The following is a 19,033-nucleotide window of genomic DNA, read 5'->3' as shown; positions in this document are numbered from 1 at the left end:
CGGGAAGGTCTCCGGGGGGCTGTCCTGGGGAGCGCCGTCGCCGGGGGGACGACCGCGCGCCGAGGACCGGAGCCGGGGGAAGTCCGGGACCGGTGATCGGTCCGGAACCGGCATGAGGTCAGGACCACCGGGAGCCCCGGGACCTGTGAGTGACCCGGGACGGCAGGAAGTCCGGACCTGTGAGAAGTCCGGCGCCCGCCCCTGCTTGCGGGGCATTGGACGGGGCGGGTGCCGGACCGGACCGGGGGTGACGCTTGCCGGCGGCCTACTTGATGCCGGCGGCGTCACAGGCCGCCTTGTACTGGGCGGTGCAGATCTCCTCGACCTTGTAGACCTTGTCGGCGACGATCGTGGAGGCGATGTTCTCCTTGGTCACGACCGAGGCGTCGTACAGCTTGGACGGGGTGCCCTTGAACTCGCCCGAGAGACTGTCGACCTTGACCGGGGCCAGGTCGTCGAACTTCTTGCCCTTGAGCAGCCGGACGGCGATCTCGGCGGTGGTCTCGGCCTCCGGCTTGATCTGCTTGTAGATCGAGAAGGCCTGCTCGCCCGCGAGGATGCGCTGCAGACCGGCGAGCTCGGAGTCCTGACCGCCGACCGGGATCTTCACGCCCTGCTTCTTCAGGGCCGTGATGATGCCGCCGGCCATGCCGTCGTTGGCGGAGTAGACGCCCTGGAAGCCGTCCTTGCCCAGGGAGTCGATGGCCGCTCCCATCTTCTTGTTGGCCTCGTCCGCCGACCAGTCCGGGATGTCCTGCTCGTAGACGACCTTCTTGACCTGCTTGTCGAGGACGCTGTGCGCGCCCTTCTTGAAGAAGGGGGCGTTCGGGTCGGTCGGCGAGCCGTTGATCATGACAACGTTGCTGTCCTTGGCCTTGGCGCCCATCGCCTTGACCAGTGCCTCGCCCTGGAGCTGGCCGATCTTCTCGTTGTCGTACGACACATAGGCGGAGATCGGGCCCTCGGCGAGACGGTCGTACGCGACGACCTTGACGTCCTTCTTCGCGGCCTGCTGGACCCAGGACTTGGCGGCCTTGTAGTCGACGGTGTCCAGGATGATGACCTTCACACCCTGCGTGACGAGCGCGTCGAACTGCTTCTTCTGGGTCTCGCTGTCCTGCGCGGCGTTGTTGTACTTGACCTCGCAGTCGGAGCACAGCGCCTTGATCTTCGCCTCCATGATGGGGCGGTCGAACGTCTCGTATCGCGTGGTCTTGTTCTCCGGCAGGAGCAGGCCGATGGTCTTGCCGTCGCCGCCGCTGCCGGAGTCCTTGTCATCTCCGGCCTTGCCACACGCCGCGAGGGAGACGGCCATGGAGAGTGCGGCCGTGCCTATGACGATGCGTCGCGTCGTTGCGTTCATTTCGGGTTGCCTCCCTGACGAGGCCGCAACGTTGCGGCCGAGGTGGCTGGCAGTCAACTCGGCCGCAACGTCAGCGTCAAGGAGTAAATCCTTAACGAGATGACAACGGTGCCATTCGTTATCTAAGTGAAGGCAGCAGTGGCTTTCGGCAGGGTGCTTTCCAAAAGGGTCGAATCACCCATCTCGCTGAGCACCAGGGCCAGTGCGCCCAGCACTTCGGCCCGGCCGCCCAGCGCCCCGGGCAGTACCGAGAGCTGCCGGGCGGCGCTCGGAATGGCGTAGCGCGAGACCGAGTCGCGGATCGGACCGAGCACCAACTCGCCCGCCTCGGCGAGCGATCCGCCGAGGACCACCCGGCTGGGGTTGAGCAGATTGCAGAGATTGGCCACCCCGCTGCCGATGTGCCGCCCGACGTCGCCGATCACCCGGCGGCAGCCCGGATCGCCCTCGCGGGCCAGCTGGACCACGCGTTCCATGGTGAGGTCGGGCCCGTGGCTGGGCTGGAGCAGCGGCAGGACGTACCGGGCGGCCGTGAAGGTCTCCAGGCAGCCGCGGTTGCCGCAGCGGCAGACCGGGCCCGACTCGTCGAGCGTGATGTGCCCGATCTCGCCGGCCGTGCCGCCCGGGCCCCGGTAGATGCGCCCGTCGATCACCAGACCGGCGCCGACCCCGCTGGCCACCTTGATGTACGCGAGGTCCTTGACGCCCCGGCCGCTCCCCCACACCAGCTCGCCGAGCGCCCCGAGGTTGGCGTCGTTGTCGACGTAGACCGGCACACCGAGCCGGCCCTCCAGCTCCTTGCTGGGGTTGATCCCCGTCCAGCCCGGCAGGATCGACGTGGAGCCCAGCGTGCCGGACTCCACGTCGATCGGGCCGGGTACACCGAGGCCCACCCCGATCACCTTGTCCGGACCGATCCCGGTCGTCTCGATCAGCCGCCTGACCAGCTGTTCCGCCCGCCCGAACCCCTGCGCGGACGAGGCGTCGACGTCCAGCGGCTCGGCCTCCTCGGCCAGCACCTGGTGGGCCAGGTTGCCGACCGCCACCCGCAGGTGCGTATGGCCGAAGTCGACGCCGATCACAATGCCCGCGTCACCACTGAGCGAGACGCTGCGGGCCCGGCGGCCGCCCGCCGAGGTCGGGGTGACCTCGACCGTGCCGCCGTCCTTCAGTTCACGAACGATGTTGGAGACGGTGGCCGCTGACAGGCCGGTGCTCCGTGCGATCTCCGCCTGGGTGAGCGAACCCGCCATGCGTACCGCACGCACGACCCGCTCAAGGTTGGCGCGATGCAGAGATGTCTGCGACCCCGGAGTCTCCATCGACTCTCTCACTCCTACCGTTTTCTCTAACATGTGAACTCTAAGCTGAGCGTTTTGCGGCACCCCCCGTCAAGACCTTGAGCAAGCGAAGCCTCGGATGAGCGCGGTGGGACGGCCTGGCGCACGCACGAACCGCCCGCCGGCGCGTGGCCGACGGGCGGTTCGTCTGTACGGGGGTGGGGTGGTGCCGGGCGGCTACTTCACCGCGCCCGCGGTGAGGCCGGCGACGACCTGGCGCTGGAAGATGATGTAGGCCGCGAGGACCGGCAGCATCGCCATCACCAGACCGGCGAAGAGACCGGACCAGTCGCCCTTGTACCCCTGGCTGGTGGCCAGTTCGACCAGGCCCTGCGAGAGCACCCGGTATTTCGGTTCCGTGTTCAGGACCGTCGGCAGCATGTACTGGTTCCACTGACCGAGGAAGTTGAAGATACCGACGCTGATCAGGCCGGGCTTCGCCATCGGCAGCATCACCTGGAAGAACGTCCGGGTGTGCGAGGCGCCGTCGAGCATCGCCGCTTCCGCCACCGAACTCGGCAGTGTGCGGAAGAACGAGGTGAGGAAGAAGACGGTGAACGGCAGCGAGTACGCGATGTAGACCATGATCAGTCCGTGCCGCGTGTTCAGCAGGGCCATGTTGTTCATGACGAAGAACAGCGGGACCAGCGCCAGGATGATCGGGAAGCTCATCCCGCCGATGAACAGGTAGTAGATGAAACGGTTGCCGGGAAAGTCGAACCGCGCCAGTACGTACGCCGCCATCGAGCCGAGCAGCAGGGTGCCGACGAGCGAGCAGCCCACCACCACGACGGTGTTGAAGAAGTAGTCGCTCATGTGCGCCTGGCTCCAGGCGCGCGACCAGTTCTCGAAGTGCAGCTTGTCGGGCAGCGCCCACGGCGTCGACAGGATCGAGTCGTCCGTCTTGAACGACGCCATCACCGCCCACAGCAGCGGCAGGACGACCAGGATCGCCCAGATGATCAGCACACCGTGCGAGAAGACATTGAGGACCTGGCCCTCACTGCTCTTCTCCTTGGCGGCGGATGCGGGCGCCTTGGCCACCGGAGCGGGGTCGGCGGCCGGGGCGGCGGCGGGCGGGGTGTCAGTCGTCTTCACGTGTACTCACCTCGTACTGTCGAGCCGGACACGGAGGCCGACCTGTGGTGCCTGCTGAGGGTCCGGGGACCGTCTCCCGGGAATCGCAGCATCAGAACTCCAGCCGATCGCGACGGCCCAGCCGCATCACGATGGCGGCGAAGGCCATGGTGACGATGAGCAGTCCGACGCCGATCGTCGTCGCGTAGCCGGCCTGCCCGTCACGGAAGGCCGTCTGGTACACGTACAGCGGCAGGACGGTGGTCGAGTAGTCGGGGCCACCGGGGCCCACGGTCATGACCTGCACGGCGGTGAACGCCTCGACGCCGAGGGCCAGGATCCCCATGTAGACCCAGCCCGACTGCACCGTGTCCCAGAGCAGCGGAAGTGTGATCTTGAAGAACGTGGTGAAGCGGCTGGCGCCGTCGAGCAGCGCCGCCTCGTAGAAGTCCTTCGGGATGGACGCCATTCCGGCCGAGAACAGGACGACGAAGAATCCGACCGTCGACCAGACCAGCACCGACATGACACAGACCAGCGCGAGACTGGGATCGCCCAGCCAGTCCGGCTGGATGGAGCCCAGACCGATCGTCTTCAGCGTCGAATTCAGCATCCCGCTGGTGGGGTTGAACGCGAACTGGAAGAGCAGGGCCACGATGACGATCGAGAGCACCTGCGGGAAGAAATAGGCGATCTTGTAGAAACTTGAGCCGCGCACGCCGGAGACCGCGGCGTTCTTGCGCCGCCGGCCCCCGACATTGAGCATGAAGGCGAAGAAGAGCGCCAGACCCAGCGTCACCAGCGGCAGCAGCACCACAAGCAACACGCTGTGCTGCAACGACTTCCAGAAGATGTCGTCCTTCAGCATCCTCGTGTAGTTGTCGAACCCGACCATCTTGAAGTCCGGGCTCAGGCCGGTCCAGTCCGTGAACGAGTAGTAGATGGACTGGATGAACGGCCAAATGACGAAGACCGCGTACAACGCGAGTGGGAGTACCAAGAATCCCACGATGAAACGGTACTTGCCATGCTGCATCGTTTACCGACCCCGATCTTTCCGCGGGTGCCGCCGCTGGTGACGGTTGCTCACTGGTGCTTGTAGTGCTTGATGGACTGGTCCTTGGCCGCCGCGTCCGCGAAGGCCTGGATCTTCTTGATGGCTTCCGCCGGGGTCGCGCGGCCGGCCATCATCTCGCCGATGCCGGCGACACCGATCTGCTCCTTCTGGAGCTTCACGTACCAGTCCTGCAGACGCGGGTTCACCACGTTGTCGCCGGCCTTCTTCAGCGCGTCGACACCGGACTGCATGGCGGTCGACAGGGTCAGACCGTCGGTGCCGCCGTTGAACGCGCTGAGCGACTTGACCTGCTTGGTGAAGTTCTTCGAGGACTCCTCGGAGAGCATGATGCGCAGCTGCTCCATGCCGCCCTGGGGGTTCTTCGCGTTGGCCGGGACGACGAAGGGCTCGCCGCCGGAGGCCCAGATGGTGCCGAACGGCATCTTGTCGGACGAGTCCAGACTGGACGGCGCCGCGACCATCATCTTGAAGTCCTTGGGCGTGGTCGGCGCGGCCTCGTTCTCCACCCACGAACCGTTCGGGAGGAAGAGCGCCTTGCCCTTGGTCCACTCGGTCTGCGACTGGATGTGGGTCAGACCGGGGGTGCCCTTGAGGATGTACCCCTTCTTGTACAGCTCGTAGTACGCCTCGAACGCCGCCTTGACCGCGGGGTCCTTCCAGGCGTTCGGCTCCAGGTTGTCGATCTTGTCGAGAACCTCCCGGCCACCGATCTTGCCGATGAACGGGTAGAGCGAGAACGGCAGGTAGTACGGGTACTTACCGGCGTACGTCCAGCCCGCGATGCCCTGCTTCTTCGCCTTCGCGCAGAGGGCGAGCATGGCGTCCCAGTCCTCCGGGTACTCCGCGTCGAGCTTCTCCAGCGCGGTCTGCGAGTACCAGACGCCGTACACGGTGTACGCGTAGTACATGATCCAGACCGGGTCGCCGTCGAACTGACCCATCTCCAGGACACCCGGGCGCAGCGTGTCGCGGACCTTCTTGCTCGGGTCGTCGATGGACGGGGCGTCCATCAGCGGCGTCAGGTCGAGCAACTGCTTCTTGCCGACCAGGACACCCATGTCCATCTGCTCGGCGCCGGAGTTGTCGATCAGGTCCGGCGGGGTGCCGCCGTTGAAGCGGGGCTGCAGCTGCGACTGGATCTTCTGGGTCGCGACGTGCTTGACCTTGGGGGCCTTCGGGAACGCCGCGTTGTACTTCTTCTCCGCGTCGATCGCGTACTGCTGGCCGAAGCCGCCGTCGAAGATGACCACCTCGAGCGGGGCCGTCTCGTTCACGCCGAGCGGGTTGGCCTTGGTGACCTTGCCCTTCTCGACCTTCTTGTCGCTGCTGCTGTCGCCGCTGGCGCACGCCGACAGGAAGCCCATCGTCGGAACGCTGATCAGGCCGAGTGCGGCCGATCGCTTGATCACATCGCGACGGCCAAGGCCCTCATTCTTGTGGGCGGAGGTGGATCCCATGCTCAAGTCCTCGCCTTCTCCAGGACTCAGGCGGTGTGTACCGGTCGCCCGTAGAAATTCGCCTCAGGCGAAGGGCCCCGCCACCGCGGTCAGTTGCGCTTGGGTGGTGCTGATTTCAGGCTAGCCATGTGCAGTGGGGGGTCGGGGAGACCGGACATCGGATGCACCCGTCGTGCTGTCCTCGGCCCTTCCCCCGTGTCCCCCTTGTCCGCGTCGCCGGAAAAGCTGTGCGGACGCCGACAGGTATAGTCCACTTCCGGTCGACTGAGCAAGATCGAATGCGAGTTTGAGCAGCAGTCTTTCCCGAGTTGAGACCTCGCGGATACATGGCCCCCGCACGCTCTCGGCCCGGGTGTAACGATTTCCGCATTCCGGTCGATTCGGCTTGCGCTTCCCGTCCAACGCCCTTGACACATCCCGGCACTTGGCTCCCTACTGGACCTTGCGCATCTCTCTGACAACGTTGTCCAGATGCACTCCTCGGGAGGAATGGCTCGGCATGCAGCCCCGACATGGTTCTCGCACGAGACAAAGCCGTACGGCCGCACTGATCGCGGCTTCACTCGTTCTGGTCGTGACCGCCCCCTCCGTCGCCGCCGCGCAGTCGGCCGGCGCACACGAAAAGGGCCGGCCGTCTTCGGGAGACCGGACATTCAGCTCGTCCTTCGAAGCGGACGAAAAGCAGCCGGACTGGCGCAACACCGTAGAAGAGGGTCCGGACGGAAAGAAGCGGTCATCGGGTGTCGATGGCGGCTTCTCCGCAGGAATACCGGGCAATGTCACCGACAAGGTGACAGATGTCCGCGCCAGTGGTGAGAACACCGGCGGCGGAGAGGTCAAGGAAAACCTGATCGACGGGGAATCCGGCACCAAGTGGCTGGCCTTCGAACCCACCGGATGGGTCGAATTCGACCTGGATGAACCGGTCAAGGTAGTGACATACGCCCTGACTTCGGCCAACGACCACGACGAGCGCGACCCGAAGGACTGGACCCTCCAGGGCTCCGCCGACGGCAAGGACTGGCAGGACCTCGACTCCCGGACCGGCCAGACGTTCACCGAGCGGTTCCAGACGAAGTCGTACGATTTCACATCTGACACCGCATACCGGCACTTCCGTCTTCGGATCACGAAGAACAACGGCGCCTCGGACGCCACCCAGCTCGCCGACGTCCAGTTCTCCGACGGCGACACCTCCACCCCGGCCCCGGACGAGATGCGCAGCCAGGTCGACCGCGGCCCCTCCGGCTCCCCCACCGCCAAGGCGGGCGCGGGCTTCTCCGGAAAGCGGGCCCTGCGGTACGCCGGTACGCACAAGGCGGACGGCCGGGCGTACTCGTACAACAAGGTCTTCGACGTGAACACGGCTGTCACCCGTGACACCTCACTGTCGTACCTGGTCTATCCCCAGATGGGCGAGACCGACCTCTCCTACCCGGCGACCCATGTCTCGGTGGACCTGGCGTTCACGGACGGCACGTATCTGAGCGATCTGCGGGCCACCGACAGCAACGGCGGGCTGCTGACCCCGCAGGGCCAGGCCGACGCCAAGCGGCTGTACGTCAACCAGTGGAACAAGGTCGAGTCGACGATCGGCACGGTCGCGGCGGGCAGGACCGTCGACCGGATCCTGGTGGCGTACGACTCCCCCAAGGGCACGGCGAAGTTCCAGGGCTGGATCGACGACATAGAGATCGCCCCGAAGGCCGCCGAGAAGCGCCGGGCGCATCTGTCCGACTACGCGTCGACGGTCCGCGGCACCAACTCCAGCGGCGCCTTCTCCCGGGGCAACAACTTCCCCGCCACCGCGGTCCCGAACGGCTTCAACTTCTGGACACCGGTCACCAACGCCGGCTCGACGAGCTGGCTGTACGACTACGCGCGGGGCAACAACGACGACAACCTGCCCACCCTCCAGGCCTTCAGCGCCAGCCACGAACCGAGCCCCTGGATGGGCGACCGGCAGACCTTCCAGCTGATGCCCTCGGCGGTCGCCGGCACCCCGGACGCCTCGCGCAAGGCACGTGCGCTGCCGTTCCACCACGAGAACGAGACGGCGAGGCCGCACTACTACGGTGTGACATTCGACAACGGTCTCAAGGCCGAGATGACACCGTCCGACCACGCGGCCCGGATGCGGTTCACCTACCCCGGTGACGACGCGAGCATCGTCTTCGACAACGTCTCCAACGACGGCGGCCTCACCCTCGACCCGGCCACCAGCTCCTTCACCGGCTTCTCCGACGTGAAGAGCGGCGGCTCGACCGGCGCCACCCGGCTCTTCGTGTACGGCGTCTTCGACGCCCCGGTCACCGCGAGCGGCAAGCTGTCCGGCGGCGGTGGCGACGATGTCACGGGTTACCTCCGCTTCGAGGCGGGCAAGGACCGCACGGTCGGTCTGCGCCTGGCGACCTCGCTCATCAGCGTCGACCAGGCGAAGCAGAACCTGGCCGCCGAGATCCCCGCCTCGCGCTCCTTCGGCCGGGTCGAGGACCGGGCGCAGCGGGCCTGGGACGACATCCTGGGCAAGGTGGAGGTCGAGGGTGCCACGGCCGATCAGCTGACCACGCTCTACTCCAGCCTGTACCGGCTGTACCTGTACCCGAACTCGGGCTTCGAGAAGGTCGGCGGCAAGGACAAGTACGCCAGCCCGTTCTCCCCGCAGGTCGGCTCCGACACCCCGACGCACACCGGCGCGAAGATCGTCGACGGCAAGGTCTACGTCAACAACGGCTTCTGGGACACCTACCGCACGACGTGGCCCGCCTACTCCCTCCTCACCCCTGACAAGGCCGGCGAGATGGTGGACGGCTTCGTCCAGCAGTACAAGGACGGCGGCTGGATCTCCCGCTGGTCCTCCCCCGGCTACTCCGACCTGATGACCGGCACCTCCTCGGACGTCGCGTTCGCGGACGCCTACGTCAAGGGCGTGAAGTTCGACGCGGCGGCGGCGTACGACGCGGCGCTGAAGAACGCCACGGTGGTCCCGCCGTCCTCGGGCGTCGGCCGCAAGGGCATGGTGACGTCACCGTTCACCGGTTACGCGAACACCGACACCCACGAGGGCCTGTCCTGGTCGCTGGAGGGCTACCTCAACGACTACGGCATCGCGCGGATGGGCGAGGCGCTCTACAAGAAGACGAAGAAGCAGCGCTACAAGGAGGAGTCCGAGTACTTCCTCAACCGCGCCCGCAACTACGTCCAGCTCTTCGACGACAAGGCCGGCTTCTTCCAGGGCAAGGACGCCAAGGGCGGCTGGCGGCTCCCGTCGGACCAGTACGACCCCCGGGTCTGGGGCTACGACTACACGGAGACCAACGGCTGGGGCTACGCCTTCACCGCCCCGCAGGACAGCCGGGGCCTGGCGAACCTGTACGGCGGCCGCGCCGGCCTGGCCGAGAAGCTCGACACGTACTTCTCCACTCCCGAGACGGCGGGCCCCGAGTTCGTCGGCTCGTACGGCGGTGTCATCCACGAGATGACCGAGGCGCGGGACGTGCGGATGGGCCAGTACGGGCACAGCAACCAGGTCGCGCACCACGTCACCTACATGTACGACGCGGCCTCGCAGCCCTGGAAGACGCAGGAGAAGGTCCGCGAGGTCCTGGGCCGGCTCTACACGGGCAGCGACATCGGGCAGGGCTACCACGGCGACGAGGACAACGGCGAGCAGTCGGCCTGGTTCCTCTTCTCCTCGCTCGGCTTCTACCCGCTGGTCATGGGCAGCGGCGAGTACGCGATCGGCTCCCCGCTCTTCGAGAAGACCACCGTCCACCTGGAGAACGGCCGCGACCTGGTCGTCAGGGCACCGAAGAACAGCGCGCGGAACATCTATGTGCAGGGTCTGCGGGTCAACGGCAAGAAGTGGACCTCCACTTCACTGCCGCACGACCTGCTGGCCAAGGGCGGCGTGCTGGACTTCGACATGGGCCCGAAGCCGTCACCGTGGGGCACCGGCAAGGACGCGGCACCGACCTCGATCACCACGGACGACAAGGTGGCGTCGCCGCAGACGGACGTGCTGAAGGGCGACGGCGCCCTGTTCGACGACACGTCGGCCACCTCGGCGAAGGTCACCTCGGTGGACCTGCCGGTCCCCTCCGCCACGGACGCGGTCCGGTACACACTGACGTCGGACAAGGCGGCCGGGGCCCCGTCCGGCTGGGTCCTCCAGGGCTCGTCGGACGGCACGACGTGGAAGGACCTCGACAGGCGCTCGGCCGAGTCGTTCGCCTGGGACAGGCAGACGAGGGTGTTCTCGGTACGCGAGCCGGGCTCGTACGCGCACTACCGCCTGGTGTTCGCCGGTGAAGGCACGCTGGCGGAGCTGGAGTTGCTCTCCTGATCCGACGCCCCCTTCACCACGGCCGGCGGCCGGTACCCCTGGCGGGGTGCCGGCCGCCGGTCCGTTCAGTCCCGCTCCGGGCTCTCCGGCACTGCCCGGGGGAACAGGCTCTCCGGCAATGTCACATTCCACGCCGTGATGACCGGCTTCCCGTGCTCGGTGCCGAGGCGGGAGACGGCGCCCGTGGCGAGCTGGAACAGCGTCCCCTCGGCCGGGGTCAGACCGAGATAGCGAGCGGTGAGCACACGCAGGAAGTGGGAGTGGGCAACGAGCGCGATGTCCTCGTCCGCGTCCCGCCCCGCCACCTCCACCGCTTCCGCCAGCACCCGATCGGCACGCGCCCCGACCTCGGCCGGGGTCTCACCGGGATGCGCCTCGGGCCCGGGCGCGACGCCGTCCGTCCAGAGGTTCCAGTCCGGGCGGGTCCGGCGGATCTCGTCGGTGGTCACCCCTTCGTAGCCGCCGTAGTCCCACTCGCGCAGCTCGGGCGTGATGCGGGGCGCGGCCAGCCCGGCGAGCTCGGCGGTGCGCCGGGCGCGTACGGCGGGAGAGACGAGGGTGAGCGCGATCCGCCGGTCGGCGAGCAGTGGCGCCAGGGCCCGTGCCTGCCGTTCCCCGAAGGCGGTCAGGGGCAGATCGGTGTGGCTCGTGTGCTGCCCGGACCGCGACCACTCCGTCTCGCCGTGCCGGATCAGGATCAGCTCGCCCATGATGATTCCGCTCTTTCCGTGCCGATGCCGATGCCGCCGGCGCTGTCACTGTCGCTGTGTGAACCTGCGGCCCCACGATCGCATTCCACCAGGCCGACGAGAGGACGGCTCGCCCTCGTGCGCCCGGACGGCACGGACGCCTGCGGGTGGCACATTCCGGCCCTCCGGGTGCGGTACGGGGCCGTGAGCCGGCCGCGTCCGTACGGAGCATCAGGCGGTAGGGCCGCCTCCCAAGGACACGCGAAGGGCCGCACCCCGGAATTCCGGAGTGCGGCCCTTCGGCTCTGCTGCCTGCCTCGCGACTACTTGCGGATCAGGTTGCGGAGCACGTACTGCATGATGCCGCCGTTGCGGTAGTAGTCCGCCTCACCGGGGGTGTCGATGCGGACGACCGCGTCGAACTCCACGCCGGTGTCGGTGGTCACCTTGACCGTGCGCGGCGTGGTGCCGTTGTTCAGCTCGGTGACGCCGGTGAAGGAGAAGGTCTCCTCGCCGGTGAGACCGAGGGCCTCGGCGGTCGCGCCCTCCGGGAACTGGAGCGGGAGGACGCCCATGCCGATGAGGTTCGAGCGGTGGATGCGCTCGTAGGACTCGGCGATGACGGCCTTGACGCCGAGGAGCGCGGTGCCCTTGGCGGCCCAGTCGCGGGACGAGCCGGAGCCGTACTCCTTGCCCGCCAGGATGACCAGCGGGGTGCCGGCGGCCTGGTAGTTCTGCGAGGCGTCGTAGATGAACGACACCGGGGCGTCGGCCTGGGTGAAGTCGCGGGTGAAGCCGCCCTCGGTGCCCGGGGCGATCTGGTTGCGCAGGCGGATGTTCGCGAAGGTGCCGCGAATCATGACCTCGTGGTTGCCGCGGCGCGAGCCGTACGAGTTGAAGTCGCGGCGCTCGACGCCGTGCTCCGTCAGGTACTTGCCGGCCGGGGTGTCGGCCTTGATCGCACCGGCCGGGGAGATGTGGTCGGTGGTGACCGAGTCGCCCAGCTTGGCGAGCACGCGCGCGCCGGTGATGTCGGCGACCGGGGTCGTCTCCATCGTCATGCCCTCGAAGTACGGGGGCTTGCGCACGTAGGTGGACTGCGCGTCCCACTCGAAGGTGTTGCCGGTCGGGATCGACAGCGCCTGCCACTGGGCGTCGCCCGCGAAGACGTCCTGGTAGGACTTGTTGAACATGTCCTCGCCGATGGAGTTGGCGACGACGTCGTTCACCTCGGCCTCGGAGGGCCAGATGTCCGCGAGGTAGACCGGCTTGCCGTCCTGGTCGATGCCCAGGGCGTCCTTGGTGATGTCCACCTTCATCGAACCGGCGATGGCGTACGCGACGACCAGCGGCGGGGACGCCAGGTAGTTCATCTTGACGTCGGGGTTGATCCGGCCCTCGAAGTTACGGTTGCCGGAGAGCACCGAGGTCACGGCCAGGTCGTGCTCGTTGACCGCCTTGGAGACCTCCTCCGGCAGCGGGCCGGAGTTGCCGATGCAGGTGGTGCAGCCGTAGCCGACGAGGTTGAAGCCGACCTTGTCGAGGTACGGGGTCAGGCCCGCCTTGTCGAAGTAGTCGGTGACGACCTTCGAGCCCGGGGCGAGGGTGGTCTTGACCCACGGCTTGCGGGTCAGGCCCTTCTCGACCGCCTTCTTCGCCACGAGCGCCGCGGCGACCATGACGTACGGGTTCGAGGTGTTGGTGCAGGAGGTGATCGCGGCGACGGTGACGGCGCCGTGGTCGATCTCGTACGTCGTGCCGTCGGGGGCGGTCACGGTGACCGGGTTCGACGGGACGCCGTTGTGCGCGGCCGGGGAGTCGGAGGCCGGGAAGGACTCCTTGCCCGCCTCCTCGTCGTCCGCGACGTAGTTGCGCACGTCCTGGGCGAACTGCGCCTTGGCGTTGGCGAGGACGATGCGGTCCTGCGGGCGCTTCGGGCCGGCGATCGACGGGACGACCGTCGACAGGTCCAGCTCCAGCTTCTCGGAGAAGTCCGGCTCGGCGGCCGGGTCGAGCCAGAGGCCCTGCTCCTTGGCGTACGCCTCGACGAGCGCGACCTGCTGCTCGTCACGGCCGGTCAGGCGCAGGTACTTCAGCGTCTCGTCGTCGATCGGGAAGATCGCGGCGGTGGAGCCGAACTCCGGCGACATGTTGCCGATGGTGGCGCGGTTGGCGAGCGAGGTGGCGGCGACGCCCTCACCGTAGAACTCGACGAACTTGCCGACGACACCGTGCTTGCGGAGCATCTCGGTGATGGTCAGCACCAGGTCGGTGGCGGTGGTGCCGGCCGGGAGCTCGCCGGTCAGCTTGAAGCCGACGACGCGCGGGATGAGCATGGAGACCGGCTGGCCGAGCATCGCGGCCTCGGCCTCGATGCCGCCGACGCCCCAGCCCAGCACACCGAGGCCGTTGACCATGGTGGTGTGCGAGTCGGTGCCGACGAGGGTGTCGGGGTACGCCTGGCCGCCCCGGACCATGACCGTACGGGCCAGGTGCTCGATGTTGACCTGGTGGACGATGCCGGTGCCCGGGGGGACGACCTTGAACTCGTCGAAGGCCGTCTGGCCCCAGCGCAGGAACTGGTAGCGCTCCTTGTTGCGGCCGTACTCCAGCTCGACGTTCTGGCCGAAGGCCTCCTTCGTACCGAACTTGTCGGCGATGACGGAGTGGTCGATGACCAGCTCGGCCGGGGCGAGCGGGTTGATCTTGGCCGGGTCGCCGCCCAGCTCCTTGACGGCCTCACGCATGGTGGCGAGGTCCACGACACACGGCACACCGGTGAAGTCCTGCATGATCACGCGAGCCGGCGTGAACTGGATCTCCTGGCTGGGCTGGGCCTGGGAGTCCCAGCCGCCGAGGGCCCGGATGTGGTCGGCGGTGATGTTCGCGCCGTCCTCGGTGCGGAGCAGGTTCTCCAGCAGCACCTTCAGGCTGTAAGGGAGGCGCGCGGAGCCCTCGACCTTGTCCAGCTTGAAGATCTCGTACGACTCGTCGCCCACGCGCAGCGTGCTGCGGGCGTCGAAGCTGTTCGCCGACACGACAGTCTCCTTCATCAATGTGCGCGTACTCCGCGCCGCGCCTCATTACGGCGGGCGCCGCGTGGTGCCGCCTACGGCCCCTCGACCATCCGCTAAGGTAAGGCTTAGTTAGGTAACCCTTACCGACTGGCGGACTGCGGTGCGCCTTCGGCATATATCTCGATGTCGAGATAACTCTAGTACATCACCGTCGCACGGTCATGCGGGGGCGCCGGTGTTCCCTCGCGACGAAGGCCGAGCGTCCAGCTCGCGCTCCACCGGGAGCCACAGTTCGGCGTCGGCCCCGGTCTTCTCCGGCGACGGGCGGATGCGCAGGATCTCGGGTCCGGTGCGGGTGCGGTACGGATTCGACGGGAACCACTCGGTGAACACGTCCCGCCACAGTTCCTGGATGGCTTGCGGCGCGGGCCCGGAGGTGGTGAAGACCGCCCAGGTGCCGGCCGGGACGGACAGCGCGGTGGTGCCCTCGGGAGCGGCCGCGGAGGTGACCACGCCGTGGTGGTAGTCGAGATCGGTGCCCTCGGCGCGGCTGGGGTCCAGGTCGTCGCAGACCGCGACGATGCCGTGCGGCTCCTGGTCCGACAGTTTCTCCACGCGCTTCAGGGTCCGCGGGTCGATCCCGCGGACAAAGTCCATGATCGCCCGGTTCGGCCCCGCGTGCACCAGCGGTACCCGGGCCCTGAGCCCGACGACGGTGAAGGCCGCCTTGTCCACGAGGCGGTATCGCATGCTGCTGCTCCCTTCGACCGTGAGCCGGAAGGCCATCCGCGACTGCGAGCTGAGGGCGGCACCGGTACGCCGGGCCTCGCCCGGTCCGATGCCGTGCATGGCACGGAACGCCCGCGCGAACGCCTCGCCGGATCCGTAGCCGTAACGCACCGCGATCTCCAGCAGCGTGTCACGCCCCGCGAGCACTTCGGCGCCCGCGAGGGTGAGCCGGCGGCGCCGGATGTACTCCGACAGCGGTAGGCCCGCGAGCGCGGAGAACATCCGGCGCAGGTGGTACTCCGAGGTGGCCGCGACGCGTGCCAGCTCCGCCACCTCGACGGCCTGGTCGAGATGGCGCTCGATGTGCTCCATGGCCTGGTTCAGCCGCTCCAGCACGCCCGGTCTCCTTCCTCCCGGCGACCACCACGCCGGGCGGCGTCCGTGTCTACCCGGCGCCGGTGCCGGTGCCGTCCCCGTCCGGGCCGGGCGTGTCCTGTCCCAGGCCCCGGCGGATCGCGATCTCCACGGGAGAGTACGCTCCGTCGGCCCGTTCCGGTTCGTACGTTGCGGCCGGCATCAGCGGCGGCTGGGCCATGAAGCGCGGCCGCGTCCCGTGGTGCGGTTGCGCCGAGTGCACCAGGAACGGATGACACAGGAAGACATCGCCCGGGGACCCGGTGGCGAGGGCGATCGGCCGGTGGCCGGACGCCGCCACCAGCTCGGGGGCGAGGGCCAACCCGCTCGCCCCGTCCTCCCCGTACTTCTCCAGCACCTTCGGCACATCGAGGTGCGAGCCGACCCGGATCCGGGTGGGGGCGTCCTGCTCACCGACCTCGCTGAACAGGAACAGCATCAGCAGCGCCCGGCCCCGGGAACGCAGATTCGTGAAGTACCAGCTCTCGCCCTCCGGCAGATAGCTCCCCTCGATGTGCCAGCCCGCGTCGTCCGGTTCCTCCTCGTGCGGGAAGCGCAGCGGGAACGTGCCCAGCGAATAGCGCGGCTCCCAGCGTCCCGCGCCGACGAGAAGGTCGTAGGCGTGGTGCAGGGAGGGGGAGTTGGGTGCGGCGGCGAACGGCCCCTGCGCCATGCCGGGCACCCAGTGCACGGGCTGCGTCCACGTCGCCGGATCCTCCGGGTCGCAGCCCGTCTCCCGCCACAGCAGACGCGCGCAGTCCGCGGCCACGCGTGGCGCGACGGCGCCTTCCAGCTTCACGAAGCCGTCGCGGAGGAAGCGGGACATCAAGATCGTGTCGTCCATGCGCCCATCGTGCGACGGCACCGGCCCCGGCCACCCGACATTGTCCGCACCACTTCTGTCGGGTGTTCACCGAGCCCGTTTCCCGGGGCGCGAGCCTTCAGGTGGCCACTGCGGCGGCACTCAGAGTCTGTGGTCGATCTTCTTCTCCCGCATCAACTCCTCCAGCTCCGTGTCCGACAGCGGGTGCAGAGTGTCCAGGAGATGACGCAGCCCCGATTCGTCGACGCTCTGGCTCGCGACCGAGACCTCCGCCTTTCCGTGTCGGCGGACAAGGGTGACCTCGCGGGTGCCGTCGGGAAATTCGCGGACCATGACCATCTCCCCGTGCGCGTCCACCGTGCAGGTGACGGACTTGTCCACGGGCTCGGGGCACCGGGGTTCCGGAGTGTCCGACGAGCGCACGACGAGGCCCGCGTACCCCGACTCGTACCCCTCCCGCACGGGGCGGTAGTCGACGACGAAGGCGGCGGGGCCGAGCTCCGCACGGGACACGTGCATGCCCGGCGGCGCGGCCCCCAGGTACAGCAGCTCGGGCTTCTCCCGGTACCGCTCGACCTCCGCCTCGTGCTGACGTTGCTGCGACTGCGCCGGACCGACGAAACCCCCGTAGACCACCCCGGCCGCCAGCACCACCAGCGCTCCCGACCGCACCCACCGGCCCGGCACGAAGAACGCCGCGGCCACGGTGTACGGCACCCCCGTCAGCGCGATCCGGGTACCGGCGCTCCCCAGGTCGACGTCCCCGCCGTAGGCGGCCAGGCCCGACAGGACGCCGAGTGTGCCGGGCACGAAGACGAGTACCGCCCAGCCCAACCGCCGCGGCACGGATCCGCACAGCGGCACCACGTCCTTCACCGGCAGGCCCGCCAGGGCCAGCAGGCCCACCATCAGCGGCGCGCCCAGTACCAGGACCGGCACCGTCGCACCGGCACCGCCGCCCCAGGCCGCCGCCACCAGCCCGAAGCCGAGCGCCGGCACCGCGGTCGCCGTCATCGCCCAGACCAGAAAGAGATGCAGGGCCGTGAGCGCCCCTCTGCCACTCGTCATACCGCGGAGCCTGTCAACCGGCTTCCGGGCACACATGAGTACCCGTACTCAGGAGACGGCTCCGCCGCCCGGCCGGAGGGCAAGTCACTCCGCCCGGCGGTGCAGTCGGTCGTCCAGATGGTCCGCGCTGAATCCGAGCCGTTCGCCGAGGGCCCGGCAGCGGTCGCGCCGGGCGTCGGGGACGGGGACGTCGTACGTGAGGAGGATCTGGAGGAGGAGGCGGAAGCCCAGGTCCGGGTCCACGGTGGCGGCCACGTCCTCCAGTACGCGCGCCACGTCCCGTACCTCGGCCGCTTCCGCCCGCTCCGCCTCGCGGACCTCGCGGACCTCGCGCAGCACGGCCCCGGCCAGGTCGGTCCGGGCGGGCGACAGATACGGCACGCAGCCGGGGTCGATCTCCCCCAGCCGTTCCCGGCACGCCCGAGCCACCCGCTCCAGCCAGGCCCGTACGTCGGCGTCGAACCCCTCGTCGGCGTCGAACGACGCGTCGACGTACAGCCGCCGCGAGGCGGTCCGCCACAGTGCCGTGACCGCCTCGTCGGACAGTGCGGAGTCCAGCAGCAGCCGGACGTCCTCCTCCGTCACCGTCGGCCGCACCCGGTCGAGGAACTCCGGCTCGGCCCGTTCCCGCTCCCGCGTGCACGGCGGGCAGACCTCCGCGACCCGGCGCAGCCAGCACCGGATGTCCGTGCCCTCCTCGGCCGGGTCGAAGCACCGCCGCACGGCGGCCAGCCACACGGCGTGGAGCACCTCGTCCGGCAGCGGGGACTCCAGCAGCAGCCGGACGTCCCTGCCGAGCTGGTCGTCCTCGTCGTCCGTCTGCGCCCCGGCGAGGGCGAGCACCACGGGTACGTCGGTGCGGAGCGTCGCACGCGAGCACAGCGTGCCGGCGAAGCCGCTGAGCCCGACGTCCTGCCCGTGGTCGAAGTAGTACAGCTCGCGCATCCGCACCGTCGCCAACTCCGGCCGCCCTCCCCCGTGTCTGCGGCACCCACCTCAGGCACCGTGCTCGCGAACGGGGCAAGGCCCAGAAATACCGAGCGGCACAGCTCATGACCGGAGCAGGTCTCGGGGACGATGTCAGATGCCGGATCTATGGTTTCGCCATGGCAGTCCCCGAGATCATCCCCATAGCCCACGAGCCCGGTTACCGGACCGACACCATCGGACGGTACGCGGACGGACAGTTCCTGGCCTCGGTCACCTACGCCTTTCCGCAGGGGTACACGATCGGCGACGACTGGGAGGAGCACAAGCGCCTCTATTCCGTTCTGCACCGCTTCGACCACGAGGGCCGGCACCTCGATTCGGACATCGGGTACGCGGGAACGTACGCCGAGCAGCAGCAACACCCCGTGGGCGACGGCTCCGTCATGGCACGGGCGGAGGCGCGTATGGCGGCGCTCCTCGACGGTCTGCCCGAGCGCGAGTACGGAGACATCGCGATCCGGCCCTTCCAACTGACGGTCGACGGCGTGCTCTTCGGGCTGGTCGTCGAACACCACGACAGGGAGAGCGGGGACGGGGACGGAGAAGACGGCGAGGGCGAGAGCGAGGACGACTGGGCCGAGCTCCACCCCGACCAACTCGGCTTCTACGCTCCCTGGGACGGCCTGTACGACACCTGACGCGT

Annotated in this window: 13 protein-coding genes; 2 read left to right on the top strand and 11 right to left on the bottom strand. The window is 68.4% G+C overall.

All coding sequences use genetic code 11. The features are described from left to right. Nucleotides 1-265: 265 nt before the first annotated feature. From EES42_RS28510 to ngcE, 5 genes are all read right to left on the bottom strand, one after another. Nucleotides 266-1,363 carry a substrate-binding domain-containing protein gene (locus EES42_RS28510; RefSeq protein WP_241196633.1) on the bottom strand — a complete coding sequence of 366 codons (1,098 nt, stop codon included), beginning with the start codon at nt 1,361-1,363 and terminating at the stop codon, nt 266-268. Nucleotides 1,364-1,485: 122 nt separating this feature from the next. Continuing rightward, a complete protein-coding gene (locus tag EES42_RS28505; protein ID WP_124721148.1) occupies nt 1,486-2,685 on the bottom strand; it encodes an ROK family transcriptional regulator in 1,200 nt (399 codons plus the stop codon). Nucleotides 2,686-2,880: 195 nt separating this feature from the next. After that, entirely contained in the window at nt 2,881-3,747 is an 867-nt protein-coding gene (locus EES42_RS28500) for a carbohydrate ABC transporter permease (protein ID WP_124721548.1), read from the bottom strand. A 145-nt stretch (nt 3,748-3,892) separates the two neighbouring features. After that, entirely contained in the window at nt 3,893-4,816 is a 924-nt protein-coding gene (locus tag EES42_RS28495) for a carbohydrate ABC transporter permease (RefSeq protein WP_124721147.1), read from the bottom strand. 50 nt (nt 4,817-4,866) lie between these two features. Further along, a complete protein-coding gene (gene ngcE / locus EES42_RS28490) occupies nt 4,867-6,315 on the bottom strand; it encodes an N-acetylglucosamine/diacetylchitobiose ABC transporter substrate-binding protein (protein ID WP_114247262.1) in 1,449 nt (482 codons plus the stop codon). Between the two features lie 499 nt (nt 6,316-6,814). Here ngcE and EES42_RS28485 point away from each other — a divergent pair, with 499 nt between their 5' ends. After that, on the top strand, nt 6,815-10,660 hold the full coding sequence (locus EES42_RS28485) for a GH92 family glycosyl hydrolase (protein ID WP_124721146.1): 3,846 nt from the start codon (nt 6,815-6,817) through the stop codon (nt 10,658-10,660). A gap of 65 nt (nt 10,661-10,725) precedes the next feature. Here EES42_RS28485 and EES42_RS28480 read toward each other — a convergent pair whose 3' ends face one another. The 6 genes from EES42_RS28480 to EES42_RS28455 form a co-directional block, all read right to left on the bottom strand. Then, on the bottom strand, nt 10,726-11,370 hold the full coding sequence (locus EES42_RS28480) for a histidine phosphatase family protein (RefSeq protein WP_124721145.1): 645 nt from the start codon (nt 11,368-11,370) through the stop codon (nt 10,726-10,728). A 302-nt stretch (nt 11,371-11,672) separates the two neighbouring features. Continuing rightward, on the bottom strand, nt 11,673-14,387 hold the full coding sequence (acnA, locus tag EES42_RS28475) for an aconitate hydratase AcnA (RefSeq protein ID WP_124721144.1): 2,715 nt from the start codon (nt 14,385-14,387) through the stop codon (nt 11,673-11,675). Nucleotides 14,388-14,585: 198 nt separating this feature from the next. Next, the gene (locus EES42_RS28470; protein ID WP_124721143.1) at nt 14,586-15,491 is read right to left on the bottom strand and encodes an AraC family transcriptional regulator; all 906 of its coding nucleotides are present in this window, start codon (nt 15,489-15,491) and stop codon (nt 14,586-14,588) included. 49 nt (nt 15,492-15,540) lie between these two features. Then, nucleotides 15,541-16,353: a phytanoyl-CoA dioxygenase family protein gene (locus EES42_RS28465; protein WP_124721142.1), complete on the bottom strand. Its 813-nt coding sequence runs from the start codon at nt 16,351-16,353 to the stop codon at nt 15,541-15,543. 120 nt (nt 16,354-16,473) lie between these two features. After that, nucleotides 16,474-17,400 (bottom strand): hypothetical protein, encoded by a 927-nt coding sequence (locus EES42_RS28460; RefSeq protein ID WP_124721141.1) that lies wholly within the window; start codon nt 17,398-17,400, stop codon nt 16,474-16,476. Nucleotides 17,401-17,484: 84 nt separating this feature from the next. Beyond that, complete coding sequence (locus EES42_RS28455) at nt 17,485-18,360, bottom strand: hypothetical protein (RefSeq protein WP_124721140.1); 876 nt, start codon at nt 18,358-18,360, stop codon at nt 17,485-17,487. A gap of 146 nt (nt 18,361-18,506) precedes the next feature. On the opposite strand from EES42_RS28455, the gene EES42_RS28450 reads away from it, so the two are divergent. Further along, nucleotides 18,507-19,028 carry a hypothetical protein gene (locus tag EES42_RS28450; protein WP_124721139.1) on the top strand — a complete coding sequence of 174 codons (522 nt, stop codon included), beginning with the start codon at nt 18,507-18,509 and terminating at the stop codon, nt 19,026-19,028. The last annotated feature ends 5 nt before the right edge of the window (nt 19,029-19,033 follow it).

The organism is Streptomyces sp. ADI95-17 (assembly GCF_003846175.1).
GTDB lineage: Bacteria > Actinomycetota > Actinomycetes > Streptomycetales > Streptomycetaceae > Streptomyces > Streptomyces sanglieri.
This window is presented reverse-complemented; position numbering and strand designations above follow the sequence as displayed.

Coding starts and splice junctions, on each gene's coding strand:
- EES42_RS28495 (WP_124721147.1), bottom strand. CDS start 4,816: ATGCAGCATGGCAAGTACCGTTTCATCGTGGGATTCTTGGTACTCCCA.
- EES42_RS28480 (WP_124721145.1), bottom strand. CDS start 11,370: ATGGGCGAGCTGATCCTGATCCGGCACGGCGAGACGGAGTGGTCGCGG.
- EES42_RS28450 (WP_124721139.1), top strand. CDS start 18,507: ATGGCAGTCCCCGAGATCATCCCCATAGCCCACGAGCCCGGTTACCGG.
- ngcE (WP_114247262.1), bottom strand. CDS start 6,315: ATGGGATCCACCTCCGCCCACAAGAATGAGGGCCTTGGCCGTCGCGAT.
- EES42_RS28510 (WP_241196633.1), bottom strand. CDS start 1,363: ATGAACGCAACGACGCGACGCATCGTCATAGGCACGGCCGCACTCTCC.
- EES42_RS28465 (WP_124721142.1), bottom strand. CDS start 16,353: ATGGACGACACGATCTTGATGTCCCGCTTCCTCCGCGACGGCTTCGTG.
- EES42_RS28485 (WP_124721146.1), top strand. CDS start 6,815: ATGCAGCCCCGACATGGTTCTCGCACGAGACAAAGCCGTACGGCCGCA.
- EES42_RS28460 (WP_124721141.1), bottom strand. CDS start 17,400: ATGACGAGTGGCAGAGGGGCGCTCACGGCCCTGCATCTCTTTCTGGTC.
- EES42_RS28505 (WP_124721148.1), bottom strand. CDS start 2,685: ATGGAGACTCCGGGGTCGCAGACATCTCTGCATCGCGCCAACCTTGAG.